This is a genomic window from Streptococcus mitis B6 (assembly GCF_000027165.1).
GTDB lineage: Bacteria > Bacillota > Bacilli > Lactobacillales > Streptococcaceae > Streptococcus > Streptococcus mitis_AR.
In genome coordinates, this window is record NC_013853.1 from 1,061,863 (window position 1) to 1,076,576 (window position 14,714).

At 36.6% G+C, this 14,714-nt stretch carries 14 protein-coding genes and 1 pseudogene; 4 read left to right on the top strand and 11 right to left on the bottom strand.

The features are described from left to right. From SMI_RS05445 to SMI_RS05465, 5 genes are all read right to left on the bottom strand, one after another. Nucleotides 1-657: a hypothetical protein gene (locus tag SMI_RS05445; RefSeq protein ID WP_000467901.1), complete on the bottom strand. Its 657-nt coding sequence runs from the start codon at nucleotides 655-657 to the stop codon at nucleotides 1-3. Between the two features lie 193 nt (nucleotides 658-850). Continuing rightward, the gene (locus SMI_RS05450) at nucleotides 851-1,123 is read right to left on the bottom strand and encodes a PspC domain-containing protein (RefSeq protein ID WP_001085043.1); all 273 of its coding nucleotides are present in this window, start codon (nucleotides 1,121-1,123) and stop codon (nucleotides 851-853) included. Nucleotides 1,124-1,181: 58 nt separating this feature from the next. Continuing rightward, complete coding sequence (locus SMI_RS05455; protein ID WP_000778583.1) at nucleotides 1,182-1,631, bottom strand: SprT family protein; 450 nt, start codon at nucleotides 1,629-1,631, stop codon at nucleotides 1,182-1,184. Beyond that, nucleotides 1,618-3,747 (bottom strand): Tex family protein, encoded by a 2,130-nt coding sequence (locus tag SMI_RS05460; protein ID WP_012972513.1) that lies wholly within the window; start codon nucleotides 3,745-3,747, stop codon nucleotides 1,618-1,620. Before SMI_RS05460 ends, SMI_RS05455 begins: the two co-directional genes overlap by 14 nt. Before the next feature lie 422 nt (nucleotides 3,748-4,169). After that, a complete protein-coding gene (locus SMI_RS05465; RefSeq protein WP_000400342.1) occupies nucleotides 4,170-4,550 on the bottom strand; it encodes a hypothetical protein in 381 nt (126 codons plus the stop codon). A 155-nt stretch (nucleotides 4,551-4,705) separates the two neighbouring features. On the opposite strand from SMI_RS05465, the gene SMI_RS10920 reads away from it, so the two are divergent. Genes SMI_RS10920 through SMI_RS05475 form a run of 3 tightly spaced genes read left to right on the top strand, consistent with a single transcriptional unit; the run spans nucleotide 4,706 to nucleotide 6,555 of the window. Continuing rightward, entirely contained in the window at nucleotides 4,706-4,837 is a 132-nt protein-coding gene (locus SMI_RS10920) for an SPJ_0845 family protein (RefSeq protein ID WP_000268685.1), read from the top strand. Beyond that, the gene (locus SMI_RS05470) at nucleotides 4,838-5,743 is read left to right on the top strand and encodes a permease (protein WP_000123632.1); all 906 of its coding nucleotides are present in this window, start codon (nucleotides 4,838-4,840) and stop codon (nucleotides 5,741-5,743) included. Continuing rightward, complete coding sequence (locus tag SMI_RS05475) at nucleotides 5,740-6,555, top strand: TIGR03943 family putative permease subunit (protein ID WP_000617850.1); 816 nt, start codon at nucleotides 5,740-5,742, stop codon at nucleotides 6,553-6,555. The genes SMI_RS05470 and SMI_RS05475 overlap by 4 nt, the downstream gene beginning before the upstream one ends. A 194-nt stretch (nucleotides 6,556-6,749) precedes the next feature. Here the strand turns inward: SMI_RS05475 and SMI_RS05480 are convergent. Continuing rightward, nucleotides 6,750-7,162, bottom strand: a pseudogene (locus tag SMI_RS05480) (type II toxin-antitoxin system death-on-curing family toxin). Beyond that, complete coding sequence (locus tag SMI_RS05485; RefSeq protein WP_000260602.1) at nucleotides 7,159-7,395, bottom strand: hypothetical protein; 237 nt, start codon at nucleotides 7,393-7,395, stop codon at nucleotides 7,159-7,161. The pseudogene SMI_RS05480 and the gene SMI_RS05485 overlap by 4 nt, the downstream one beginning before the upstream one ends. Nucleotides 7,396-7,587: 192 nt before the next feature. On the opposite strand from SMI_RS05485, the gene SMI_RS05490 reads away from it, so the two are divergent. Then, entirely contained in the window at nucleotides 7,588-8,481 is an 894-nt protein-coding gene (locus tag SMI_RS05490; protein ID WP_000163012.1) for a helix-turn-helix domain-containing protein, read from the top strand. Nucleotides 8,482-8,853: 372 nt separating this feature from the next. On the opposite strand, the gene SMI_RS05495 is transcribed toward SMI_RS05490, so the two are convergent. The 4 genes from SMI_RS05495 to SMI_RS05510 form a co-directional block, all read right to left on the bottom strand. Then, nucleotides 8,854-9,570: an alpha/beta hydrolase gene (locus tag SMI_RS05495; protein ID WP_000759786.1), complete on the bottom strand. Its 717-nt coding sequence runs from the start codon at nucleotides 9,568-9,570 to the stop codon at nucleotides 8,854-8,856. A gap of 3 nt (nucleotides 9,571-9,573) precedes the next feature. Further along, complete coding sequence (locus tag SMI_RS05500; protein ID WP_000420551.1) at nucleotides 9,574-9,885, bottom strand: hypothetical protein; 312 nt, start codon at nucleotides 9,883-9,885, stop codon at nucleotides 9,574-9,576. Between the two features lie 427 nt (nucleotides 9,886-10,312). Continuing rightward, nucleotides 10,313-10,567: a hypothetical protein gene (locus SMI_RS05505; RefSeq protein WP_000456895.1), complete on the bottom strand. Its 255-nt coding sequence runs from the start codon at nucleotides 10,565-10,567 to the stop codon at nucleotides 10,313-10,315. 73 nt (nucleotides 10,568-10,640) lie between these two features. Next, nucleotides 10,641-14,630, bottom strand: coding sequence for an ATP-dependent helicase (locus SMI_RS05510; protein ID WP_000206014.1), 3,990 nt, complete (start codon nucleotides 14,628-14,630; stop codon nucleotides 10,641-10,643). Nucleotides 14,631-14,714 lie beyond the last annotated feature (84 nt).

A 14,714-nucleotide genomic window follows, 5' to 3' on the forward strand; every position in this document is an offset into this window, starting at 1 on the left:
TTATCCCTCCAAGAACTCAGATAATCCATCCATATATAGTATCGCTGTTAGACCTCTGTATTGTTGATCCATGATTTTCTCTTTATCAGTTCCTGTAAGAAATTGAGTAACACCTAGCACTGCACCAGTAGCTAATGTAATCCCAGGGGCCAAAAAACCTAGTAGTGCACCTCCTGCTATCAAAGCTGCTTTATTGCCACCAACGACATCATTAACTGCATCTAAAGCTTGCTCTGGAAGTGATTTTGAAAATTCTATCTTTTCAAAGTCAGACTTATATCCACGACAAAAATCAACAAATTCATCATAAGTTTCTGGTTGACTAATAACTTCTGATACTAGCATCATCCCACGTTTTCCTAACCAACCATATTTCATTCCATATTTTTCAAATTTTATGTCCATGCTTGATATTTCATTCTTACTTGATTGATTCTCGCCAATAAAGAGTACATGTTGTTCAGAGGTTAAAGTTGCCATATTAGCTAGATAGTCCTTTTCGAGCCACACAGCTACTTCAATCGCACCATCTTTTGTGCCAACAATTAAATTATCTTCATCATCATTTGTACTTACAAGTTGACGTAAATAATTACCGTATCCATGAGTTTTATCATCGCAAACAATAATCAATTTTGTAACATTTTGTCCAAACATAAAGTTTCTCCATATTTTCCTGAAATTTATAATTTTAATTCTTCTTGATAAGTTTCATAATAGAATGTCTAACATGTACTACAATATTCATTAAAATAGTTTCATACGCTTATTATACCATTTAGCCATAGATTCTGACAAGATGAAAAAAAGCCTTGTCTTCTATAATACAAAGCTTATTTTCTTATTTAACTCAGCAAAACCAGCCTTCATTATCATCAATGGCTTGGGCTTCTTTTCGTTTACGTGGGCCTGTTCCGTACATTTCTGCTTCGATTTCTTCCTTGGTTGGCATGATAGAAGCTAGGATGATATAGATAATCACGCCAAGTCCAAAGTTTGCAACTGTAAAAATAGCAAATAGAAAACGAACCAGGGTAACATCAAAGTTCCACTTGTCTGACAGACCCGCCAGAACTCCTGAAATCATGCGATTTCGTCTCATTTTATAAAATTTACTGTTCATGATATTTCCTCTTTCTGCTAGGTTAGACATAGTATATCACGGTTAGACTAGGCTTTCATCAGTCCTCAGGCTGATTTACTAGTAGCAATTTACCTCGACAAAGTCCACAGCGATAGCGTTTGGTATCAATCCTACGCTTGCGCTGATACCTTTGTTGGCAGGATTGACAACGATAAAGCTTGAGTGGTTTAGAGTGGCTATTTGTCAAGGAGGGCACAAAGCGTAATCCATCCACTGCTTTCAAAAGGTCCTTAAAATCCCGATCCTTGTGTTGATAGCCCTTCCCTTGAAAATAGAGGTGATAATGACAGAGTTCATGTCGGACAATTTTCCTAAAAACATCCAGACCCAGTTCCTGATAAACCTTGGGATTAAAATCCAAGTGCCCATCTTTTGGGAAAAATCGCCCACCTGTCGAACGTAGACGCCTATTCCACTGGACATGATGGATAAAAGGTCTGCCGAAGTCTTCTAGTGAGACCTGCTTAACGTAATCAGTCAGTTTCATTTGGAGCTAGGAGCGACAGATTAACTTTTTCACGTTCAGTATCAATTTTCTTAACCCAAACGGTCACCAAATCACCAACGGATACCACTTGGCTAGGATGTTTGATAAATTTACAACTCATGTGGGAAATATGAATCAAGCCGTCCTCGTGAATCCCTATGTCAACGAAGGCACCGAAGTCAACGACATTACGAACCACACCTTCTAGCTTCTGTCCGACCACAAGGTCCTTAATATCTAGGACATCTTGGCGAAGCACAGGTGCGTCAAAGGAATCACGGAAATCTCGACCTGGTTTGAGAAGATCTGCAATGATATCTTTAAGAGTTTCTGGACCAAGGTCTAGCTCTTGCGCCATTTCCTTGACTGAAAGCGACTTGAGTTTGCCTTGGGCTTCTTCATTTAGGTCTTTAATATCTAAACGTTTGAAGAGCTCCTTAACAGCACTGTAATTTTCTGGGTGAACTCCTGTATTATCAAGGATATTGCTACTTTCAGGGATACGGAGGAAACCAGCTGCCTGTTCAAAGGCCTTAGCTCCCAGACGAGGAACTTTCTTGATTTGAGCGCGTGAAGTGATTCTTCCTTCCTCCTCACGGTATTTGACAATATTTTCAGAAATGGTTTTGTTGAGTCCAGCAACATGGGAAAGAAGAGCTGGGCTGGCTGTATTGACATTGACACCAACTTGGTTAACCACTGTATCGACGACAAAGTCCAGACTTTCAGATAGTTTCTTCTGGCTGACATCATGCTGGTATTGACCGACACCGATTGACTTAGGATCGATTTTAACCAATTCGGCAAGAGGATCTTGCAAACGACGAGCGATAGAGATAGCCGAACGCTTTTCAACGGTCAAGTCTGGAAACTCCTGACGAGCAAGTTCGCTGGCAGAATAGACAGAAGCACCACTTTCATTGACGATAACATAGCTGACTTCTGGAAAATCTTTCAGAACTTCCGCCACAAAAGCTTCACTTTCACGACTAGCCGTCCCATTTCCGATAGCAATGATCTCTACACCGTATTGACCAATCAAATCTGCCAAATCTTTCTTGGCTTCTTCGATTTGACGAGCTGATGCTGGTTTGACAGGATAAATGACCTGAGTTGTCAGCATTTTTCCTGTTGCATCCACGACAGCTAGCTTGGCACCTGTACGAAAGGCTGGGTCAAATCCAAGAACCACGCGCCCTTTCAGTGGAGCAACCAAGAGGAGATTGCGTAGATTATCAGAAAAGAGTTGGATAGCTCCTTCTTCTGCTTTCTCAGTTAATTCTGTCCGAATACGGCGCTCGATAGCAGGCAAGACCTTTTTCTTAACAGATTGCTGAACAACTTCATCAATATAGGCATTCTTCGCCTTGAAACGAGCAGCAAAGAAGGCAAGAATACGGTCCGTCGCATGTTCAAAACCGACCTTCAAAATGCCTAGCTTCTCCCCACGATTGAGGGCTAAGGTACGATAACCCTGCATAGTTCCAACCGTCTCTGAAAAATCATAATAAATCTGAAAAACCTGCTTTTCATCAAGACTTTCATCCTTAACTTGGGAAGTGAGTTTGGAGTGTCTCAGCACCTCCTGATAAGTCATGGAACGTAAGGCCACATCTTCCGATAAGGCTTCGACCAAGATATCAACTGCACCAGCCAAGGCCTCCTTACCAGTCGCAAATCCTTCACAGACGAACTTTTCAGCTTCCTTCTCTAAGCCAGCTACATTCTGCAAAATCAAGCGAGCAAGTGGGAAGAGTCCGGCTTCACGGGCAATGGTTGCCTTGGTACGACGCTTTTCCTTATAAGGAAGATAGAGTTCTTCAACGTCTGCCAATTTTTCGGCAGCTAAGATAGCTTCTTCCAATTCCTTGGTCAGCTTGCCTTGTTCTTGAATCTTAGCTAAGACAGCTTCCTTACGATCATTGAGATTTGTCAGACTTTTATCCAAGTCAATAATGGCCTTAATCGCCACCTCATCCAGACTACCAGTCATGTCCTTGCGATAACGCGCGATAAAGGGAATAGTCGCCCCTTCAGCTGTCAAACTTAGAACGGTATCAATTTGCTTTAAAGTCACTCCCAAATCCTGGGAGATTTTTTCATATTTTTTATCCATAAATCTATTATACCATAAGCCAATCTTATTCAAATTATCTCTTACAATTTTAAAACATAAGTTGGGAAATAAATTTACTTCATTTCAATATTCTATTCATTGAGAAGGTTGCAATTTAATTCTAATAGTTTACAAAAGAATCTATGAGTAATTTCACTGTTTTTATTTTTTACAAAACGCTTTATAAAACTATTTGTTGAAGTTAAAGAATCAATTTTCAGAGCAAATAAAAAAACGCAAGCCTGAACCTGCGGTGGGTGTGATCTATTTTGAAATTTTAAATAAAAAAGGAGCATTTAAGCCCCTCCTTTGAAATAACGGACACTTGGCTGGTCGGTGTACCCAGCATCTCAGATACCTTTTTCAAGGTGCGGCAGGAACCTTTCTGCCCTCAAATGTCTTTCGTTAACTTTATTCTAGCACTATCTACTTTTTTTGTCAAGTTTTCTCAATCTACCAGACTTAATACGACTTTGTAACTTGTAATCTTGTAAACGATACATGATCGGAACATAAAAGAAATCACCACTTTTATGTAACTTGATGGCAACAAGAACATTATCATCAAATCTTTTAACATATTCAAAACTAGCATCTTTCTCTCGTGGATTGACCCCAACGAAATCTGGATTACTTAGTACGAGTTCCAGATCTTCGATATGATGAATCACATCATTGTGATGACGTTTTATCATATGGCTTCTTAAACCTTCTTTGTTAACTTTGATATCACTGGCTTCAAGAACAATATTAAAAATTTCTTTTACTTCGTCGGTAACCTGACCGATCTTTTTATGTTCCATCATTTCCTCCGTTATTCCTCAATTATTATATCACAATCATGGTGTATATTAGGATATATCAAGCTCTATTATTCCTTAGATACTCAATTTTAACTTTTTCCTTTTCCTCAAAATAATAGTATAATAGAGGTAGAATTTAGAATCGAGGTACACCTATGGCTGTAAAATTTACAAAACGAGACGACTTGGACAAGATGTTTGAAGAGTTTGCGAAACTCCCTGATTTGAAACAAGTCACTTTCCCTGATGACAAAGAGAAGAAAGCCAAAGCAGAAAAGAAAAACTAGATGACTGCTTTCCAACAACTCCCATCTAGTGTGCTTCAGACTGGAGCTATTTTCCTCTCCATTATCATTGAAGCCCTCCCTTTCGTGCTGATAGGAAGTATTGTCTCAGGGGTGATTGAGGTTTATATCACGCCTGACAAGGTTTATCATTTTCTCCCTCGAAATCGTTGGGGGAGAATCTTTTTTGGCACCTTCGTAGGGATTCTTTTCCCCTCTTGTGAATGTGGAATCGTCCCCATCATCAATCGTTTTCTAGAAAAGAAGGTTCCCAGTTACACAGCCGTTCCCTTTCTTGTGACAGCACCTGTTATCAATCCCATTGTACTTTTTGCGACCTATTCTGCCTTTGGCAATTCCTTTCACATCGCCCTGTTACGAGCTCTGGGTTCCATTCTTGTGGCTGTAATACTAGGGATTTTTCTAGGATTTTTCTGGCAAGAACCGATTCAAAAAGAAAATCGTCTAGCTTGTCATGAGCATGATTTTTCTCACTTGAACCCTGCAAAAAAGGTTTTTCAGGTCTTTGTGCAAGCCATTGATGAATTTTTTGATACGGGGCGTTATTTGGTATTTGGCTGTCTCTTTGCTTCTATGATACAGGTCTACATTCCGACTCGGATTCTAACCTCTATCAGTGCAACCCCTCTTTTTGCCATCCTGCTCTTGATGCTTTTGGCCTTTCTTCTTTCACTCTGTAGTGAGGCGGATGCTTTTATCGGCGCTTCTCTTCTCTCGAGTTTCGGTTTGGCACCAGTTCTAGCCTTTCTGGTGATTGGCCCAATGCTGGATATCAAAAATATTCTCATGATGAAAAATTACTTGAAAGCACGATTTATCAGTCACTTCATAACGATTGTGACTCTTGTCGTCTTAGTCTATTCTCTCTTGATTGGAGTCATCCTATGATTCGATTTTTAGTTTTAGCTGGCTATTTTGAACTGACTATTTATCTCCATCTGTCGGGCAAATTAAACCAGTACATCAACATGCACTATTCCTATCTGGCCTATATCTCCATGGTACTTTCCTTTATCTTGGCAATTGTCCAGCTGTATATCTGGATGAAGCAAGTTAAAACCCATAGTCATCTGAACAGCCGATTGGCCAAGGTGACGAGTGTTGCTCTTCTGGCCATTCCAATTGTCGTCGGCTTAACTTTCCCAACTGTTAGCTTGGATTCCCAGACCGTTTCAGCTAAAGGCTATCATTTCCCCTTATCAGAAGGCACGGATCAAGCCATTCAGACCAGTGAAGGGACGACAAGCCAATATTTGAAACCAGATACCAGTTCTTATTTTTCAAAATCAGCTTATGAAAAGGAAATGCGAACTGCGGCGGATAAATACTTGTCCCAAGATAGTATTCAGATCACTAATGAAAACTATATGGAAGTCATGGAGGCTATCTACGACTATCCAGATGAATTCGAGGGCAAGACAGTCCAGTTCACAGGCTTTGTCTATAACGACCCCAGTCATGCCAATAGCCAATTTCTATTCCGCTTCGGCATTATTCACTGTATCGCGGATTCAGGTGTCTATGGATTGCTAACTAAGGGAAATACCCGTCAGTATGAGGACAACACTTGGATTACAGCAAAAGGAAAACTGGCCAATCACTATCATAAAGAACTCAAACAAAACCTCCCAACATTGGAAATCGACAGCTTTACCAAAGTCGATAAACCAGAGAATCCCTATGTGTATCGCGTGTTTTAAAAGAAAAAAAGACAAAACGAACAAGTTCTCTTCTGAATAACAGAAAAAGACCCTGTTCGTTTTTTGTTTATACGAGATGTAGGAAGACTCCAAAAATTCTCACTCATCAATAAAAAGAGACAATATTCGTTTCTGCATTACAGATTTCTAATATTGTCTCTTTATTTATACTTACAAGAATTGAATAGTTGAGCTTAATTTTTTCCATTAATTCTAGACGAATGTTCAGAGACCCATTTGGCGTAAGTGATTAACCTTTCATCTGTTAAGGATTCTACTGCGATAGTTACGCACATATTTACCGCTTCTTCAACCGTTACAGAAAAACGATATCGATTTAACTGTAGAGATTTCACCAAAACGAAGAAAGCAGTTCGTTTATTAGCATTGGCAAAAACATGCTTCTTTATCAATTGGACAAATAGTATCGTTGCTTTATCAAAAATTGTTGGATAAAGAGGCTTCCCAAAGACAAATTGTTCTGGTAAATTAACAATCATGTTTAAAGCCGAAGGACTAACTGTTTGAATTTTCTCATTTGGAGAATACCGTTGAATTGCTAAAGCATTTATTTTTCAATTTGCTTTTCTGTTAGATAGATTGTCATTTTTCCACCAAAGCTTTGAAAACATCGTCGTGTTCGTCAAATATTTTATCTAAATTTAGGTCAAAGGCATCATCAGATACATAAGAAACCTGCTGATCCAATTCTTCAGGAGTAAAGATAATCTCACCACTTGGTAACAATTTAGCTTCGTATTTAACACCACTTGGAATATTAAATTCACTTGGAATCGTAATGGTGATTGAATTTCCTTGTTTTCTTGTTTTTACGACCATCTGATTTCCTCCTTTGAAGTATTATAACAAATAATTACCGTAATTACAATGGCAGAATAATTAGATATCGTAACAATATCTATCACGTAACTTCTCAAAGTAACTTCCATCTCTCTCCCAAAACTGGAAGTTAGTCTCAGACGATGAATTATGCTAGAATTAAGTCTGAGACTTTTCGTGAGGAGGCACCTCATGACGAAAAAACAAAAACATCTCACTCTAGAAGACCGTATTGACATCCAAACTGGAATCAGCCAACAGGAGACTTTCCGTTCCATCGCTGAGAAGATGGGGAAAGACCCGTCAACGATTTCAAAGGAAATCAAGCGCAATCGCATCATGCATCCAACATCCGTCAAATCTGATTGCACGGATTGCCCTCTTCTCAAAAAAGCTCCTTATGTCTGTAACAACTGTCCAAAAAAGAGGACGGATTGTGGGTTTAACCGCTATCTTTACTACGCGAAAAAGGCACAGGAGCAGTACGAGACTATGTTGAGGGAATCCAGACAGGGAATTCCCCTAAACAAGGAAAGTTTTTATCAGATGGACACGGTCATCGGCAGACCTGGTGGAAAGCTGCTGCTCACCTTCAACGTTTCCTTCTGCAACTTCCTCTTCGCCCTGCTTTTGAACAACAAGACCGCTCTGGAGGTCGCCACTAAATTCGCAGCTTTGAAAGAAAGAGTCATGGACGGAGGGTGTGCGTTCCATCAGCTGTTCCCTGTCATTCTCACAGACAACGGATCTGAGTTCGCCTATGTGGAGGAGCTTGAGCGAGACATTGATGGGAAGTCTCACCTCTACTTCTGCGACCCTAGCCGTCCTGACCAGAAGGGGCGGATTGAGAAGAACCATACGGTTTTGCGAGCCATTCTTCCCAAGGGCACTTCCTTTGACCAGCTGACTCAGAAAGACGTCAATCTAGTCATTTCCCATGTCAATTCCTTGAAACGAGAAGAGTTTCAAGGAAAATCTGCTTACGACATCTTCACCTTCACCTTTGGCGAGGACATCGCTGCTCTTCTGGGTTGCCAATTTGTCAAACCAGAAGACACACACCTATCACCTGATTTATTGAAATAAAGGGAATTTTCCCCTCTAACTACACATCTTATCACCATCGAAAAGTCTCACACTAAACGCTAGCAACTGGAATTTACTCTAAGACGACTCTGTTTTAGGGCTATTTGTCGTGCACTTTTTTCTGAGTCTTTTCGCTTTTGAACCCTTATATATCAAGAAAAAGAAAACCAGTGGAAGTTAGTCTAAGACGGATTTCCACTGATTTCACGCGTTTTTCTCATACTAAAAGCTAGGTTGTGGGAAACTGGAAGTTAGTTTTAGAAGTTACCACAATATCTATCAGAGTAAATAAATATTATGTTTCTGAAAAGTTATTAATGCCACTATTTTAAAAGACTTCGAAGCTTTTGCCATTCAAGCAATACAAGTAGCTCATTGAGAATAAGCGAGCCACTCATTAATCAGACTAGCGATTTCTCTAGGTGCTTCAGTATAAAGCTCATGGCCAAAGTTCTCTAGAAAAATAGTATCAAAATAGTCTGGCAATTCTTTTAAGGCTTCCTCTCTCCATGTAGCTTCATTAGGATAGCGAGGAATGATAAACAAGGTATCTCCCACTTCTCTCTTAAAAGCTTGGATTTTCCTCCGTAGGCGGAGTATCGCTTCTATATTTTCATAATTTATAGCTAACTCATATCTATTATACTCCGCATTCCAGTGATAGGACTGTCTTACTGCTTTCTCCATATTTTCTGACCAATGCTTTGCTTCAGATTTTTCTTTAGAAATAAGAACATCTAAGTCTGAAACAATTTGAGATTTGATATAGTTTTTAGTTTCCTCTAACTCTGTATCTAAAGGTAAAATCTTATCTAAATCTAGATAGCCACCATCCAAAAGAATCAGTTTTTTCACTTCAAAAAATTCCGATGCAAGATAACGCGCCAAATCTCCTCCAAGAGAATGACCTATCAAACAGATAGATTCTTCCTCTACAATCTCATTTTTAAACCATGATTTCAATTCTGTTTCATCTCGAAGATGCTTTTCATATGGATTCAGAAAACAGACCTGCGAATCTAGTTTTTGAAGAAAATCCTTGCTATGATAGACATTGCTTCCCAAACCGCCAATAAAATATTTTTTCATTCTCTACTTAATACTGTGCTTATTCATCTTTTGTTCAAAGATAGTCGTGATAATCTGACGTAATTCTTCGCGTTCTTTTTCTGGAATTTCACCACTTGTTTGAGCTGCAGCGTAGAGTTCAGGGTGTTCAATTGAAATGCGTTTAATCGTACGTGTCGTAGCATGTTTTCTGACGAAAAATGGGATTCGCTTAATCAAGTCTTGTGGGACAAGCGCAAGAATCTTATCAGCAGTTTCCTTGTCACTAATCTTAGACGTAGTCAGCCCCTTCTTAATCATTTCCTGTTCTTTTTCTGTAAAATCTTTTAATTCCATTCGATTAATCCTCCTATTTTCTTTAAGTTAAATTATATACCAATCCATATAAAACTACAAATGGACTGTTTTGAAATATGTGCAATACTGTGAAGAAGACTCTGATTTTTAATTATGAATCTTCCTCCTCAGTCACTTCCCATACTTCTGATTGATAGCCTGCCCCATCAATATCGTATCTTTAGATATAACCAATAAATGTTTCATTTTTTCGTGGTTCCTAGCTATTAATGATTAACTCATCAAAAATATAAATAAAAGATCCCCAAAAGTGAAAAATCTTATCTGATTTTTAAAGTATATCGGAAGAAACTTGGAGAAGTTATCACAAAAAAACTCCATAATATTCATATTAGTTTTCACCATTACGAATATTATAGAGTTAATAACTGATGTTGATTTTAAATATAGTTATTTTATATAATGCCTAGTCTTCCTGCCAAAATATATACGTAATATTTTCTAAATGAACGACATACTTAAACCCTAGAAAATCTGGCTCTTCATAATAATTAAGAGAATCAAAGAAAAAATAATCATACTCAATTTTTTTAGAACGTCTGTATATGTATAAACTATGAGGATGATTTTTGTTACCCCAAAAATCTATCTCTATATGACCAATATCCTTCTCTTTATAATGTCTCTCTATAAATTGATTAACAGCCTCAACATATTCCATTATTTACCTCGTAATTATTAGGAAACTTAATTAATCATTCTATACTAGCAAATGAATTAGACCACTTAATTAACTAAATTACTTTCTTTTCAGATTCTATAGCTTCTTTTAATAATTCAAAATTAACAAACTCAGCTAATCGACAATAATCACAAACGTTTTTACCACAACTACCAGTAAAATCAGCTGTATTCATATGAGACCAGAAGTTTTGAATTTGTGATGTCACTAAGTCTAAATCCTCTTTCGTAACTTGTATAGTGTGAATTGAATAGCCACTTTCAGTACTATTATCATCAAGAAAAATATACTGAGTTTCAATTCGTTTATCAGTCGTATCTATTTCAGAAGAATTTTCTAATAAAAGATTATAGAAGACTGCTTGACGCCAATAATCATGTCCAACTTCTAGTTCCTCAACACCTCTTTGAGCAGAACCTGTCTTATAATCTACAACTCGAATAAGATCATTATCAAATTCAAGCTTATCGATAATCCCATTGATTAAGTAATTATCTCCTAATTTAACACGAAGTTCTTTCTCTAAGAAAACATGCTCCCCTTTTAAACTATTTGGAATATAATGTTCAAAAAGATTAGTTAGCAACTTATGTCCATATTCTTTTAATTCTTCTACAGGCATTGTATCAATGATTTCCTCTTGATGAGAGTACAACGAACTATCATAGAATTCAATTGCGTCCTCTAATTGTAGATCTTCTTTATAGATTTTTTCCATAGTTTCATGAATTGCAGTCCCAAATACGGGACCTGTGGGGGCATGATTGATTGTTATTTTTGTAGATTTTTCTTTTGCTCCTGCTGATAATCCAGCTGCTTGAGATAACTGTAAAACATCTTCAAAGTATATACTTTTTGGACAACTCAGGTAACGATTCAATTTGCTAACGCTTAAACTCTTATAATTTCCCCGTGTTTGTTGATAAGTCGCAACTTCTAAGGCTTCAGTATTATCAAATTTAGGTGCTGTGTTAGCTGATACTTGGAGACAGTAGTCGCATGGGTAATTATCTCTGTCCTTTTTCAATACTCCACAGCCACAGTTAAAATCGCCTTGTTTAATTTTCATAATAGATTCTTTAATCTGATTAAGCACTATATCAACTTCTTTTTGAGTGATTCGTATATCTTCAGTTTCAGAAAAACCATCTTCATTAGTTGAATTCTCAACCAAAACATATTTAACAAGTATTTCTTTGTCAGAAATATCGATACCGGCATTTTTGAAGAGGATATAATAGAATACAGCCTGACGCCAATAATCACCACCAAGGGGTTCTTTTTCACTCGGAGCTACTAATTTCTTTTTAGCATTTTCAAAATTTCCTGTTTTATAGTCGACTAGACGCACTATATTGCCGTCGCATTCAATTTTATCGATTTTTCCGTTTATCTCGATATCAGATACTTCCGATAGGTCTACGGTGGTATTTAAAATATCGCCTAGTCGAATACCTTGAATAGGTACCTCAACTGCAACTACACCATCTTTGAGGTATCCAGCTTTCTTGTAAAGATTTTCAATAATCTTTTTCCCTCTAGCATAGTCATCTTTCTTTATTCTATCTGAAGTCAATTGATAAGATTTTTCTTCAAAGACTGTCTCAAATAATTTTAAAGCTTCTTCTGGAGAAAGTACTGTTTTTGCAGTTAATTCTGAACTTTGTGAACCATCTACAGAAATATATATTTTTTCTAAGACTTCGTGAATAATGCTGCCAAATACCATAGCTTCGTTCGTCTCAGAAGGTAATTTTAATCCTTTATTAAAATAAAAACTCAAAGGACATTTAAGAAAAGCATTTAATGTACTAACGCTTAAACTCAATTCGTCAAAAATTTCATTGATAACATTGTTAGAAAATTTCGGTATTACTACTTTATCTACAGATTGAAAATCATCAAAAGATTCTGTCACGTCTACCTCATCAATAAATTCCTCAAATTCATTAATAAAGTGGGTTTTTGTAGAATCATCAGAATAAGTGAGATGGAGTACCTTCTTTGCCCGGGTCATGGCAACATAAAACAAGCGACGGTTCTCCTCTTCTTTTAGTTGAGATTCATTTTCATCTTTTCCATTTAAACTTGGTGGATAAGCGAATCTACCTGAATTATTTTCACCTCCTGGCCAAGCTTCGCTCTTTTTCTTTCCATCATTGCATTTCATTATGAACACATGATCAAACTCGAGTCCTTTGGAACCATGAGCTGTCATTAATTGAACGCAGTTACTTGGAGAACCTGAGATATCTTCAATTGGTAGACTAATTCCCATTTCTTCTAAAGTTGATAATTGATTTAAAAATTCTTTTACAGTCAATTTAGGATGGATGTGGCATTCCATCAACATTAACTTGTAAAGTTCATTTAAAACAGAAACCAAATGATATTTTTCTTTTGACTTCATAATATACTCATCGATACTTAAAGATTTTAATACATCGCTAAGGACATACATAGGCGATAGGTATTTTGATGATTTATTTACTTTTTTTCGAATGATTTCTAATTTTTGATCAATTTCTGCTATAGTGGGGATTGAAATTTTTTCATCTTTCTTTAGATTCCGTATCATTGCGATTTGTGATAGTTCTACCTCAAAGAAATCAAAATATACAATTTTTCGAAGTTCTCTAACATCTCTTGATGGTTTGCAAAGATATTTTAAAATAGCTACAATTTTTTTGAAGAGAGGTTCACTAAATAAATCTTTATTTTCTTTCATTTGAACGAAAATACCATTATCACGAAGAATCTTCGCAAACTCTTCTCCGTAAGAATTTCTTCCATAGATGACTCCAATTTCGTGAGGAGATACACCCGAATCAATCAATTCTTTAATTTCCTTAAGTACACCAAACATTTCAGCTTTTGCATTTGCGTAGGATTTCAAGATTGGTAATTGATAGTCATAATCTTTGTTAGCTCCTGTTGCAATAAGAAGTTTCTCTTCTCTTGGATTATGACTGATTAGTTGTCTTGAAGCGTCAATGATAGCTTGGGAAGAACGATAATTTTCATCAAGTACTATTTTCGTAGGTTTATACTTCTTATCAAAATCTCGAATATTATTTGCACTTACTCCTTGGAAACGATAAATACTTTGATCATCATCCCCTACAACAAAAATATTTGGATTATCTTTTCCTTTTACTAGTAAATCTACAAGTTTATTCTGAACAACTGAAGTATCTTGAAACTCATCAACAAATAAATATTTTATAGTATCAGATACACTTCTTTGAAAATCGTCATTTTCCTCCAACTTTTCAATAGTCCATAGAATCATATCATCAAAGTCAAAATAATTATGCTCACTAATATCATTGCTGTATTTTTCTACAATGTCAACTCCAGCAAGTAACTTATTAGTATTTTCTTGTAATTCATTTATAGCCTTATCTTTATAATCTCCAACTTTCTTGTCTTTAGACTTTCTAGCATATTTGAATTTACTATACAACTCATCTCCAAGTATAGATAAATCAATCATTTTAAAGTATTCATCTATCTCTTTTTCAAAATCCTCCTTGTTCAGATTTTCACGTTTCATTTTATAAAAAAGTTCTAATAGCTGGTCTTTAGCAGAATAACGTTTACCAGAGTTTTTATAAAGAGGATTTCCTTCTATAACATATTTATCCATGATTTCTTTTAGGATTTCATATTTAGCTGCTGTTGAGATAATTTTTGGTTGTCCACCGAAAATTTCAGAGTTTCTTAAGATTAACTCACTACAAAAAGCATGGATTGTTGATACTCTTACCTTACGCCCTTCTTCTCCAATCAATTTTTCTAATCTATCCAACATTTCTGATGCACCTGCCTCTGTATATGTTAAGCAGACAATTTCTTCTGGACTTGTATGATAATTTGTTAAAATATTTGCGACACGACGTGACAGAATTTGAGTTTTACCTGTACCAGGACCAGCAATAACCATAACAGGTCCTTCCACCGTATCAACTGCTTTTTTCTGTTGTTTATTAAGTTTATCATATTCTTCTTTAAATAAAGTTTTAAAATCTTCTGTTGTCATCGTTTTACCTCACTCAACTATAAGTACTTCTATTGTGTTAATTATACCATACTTAAAAGCGTTTTCACATATGGTGTTACATAC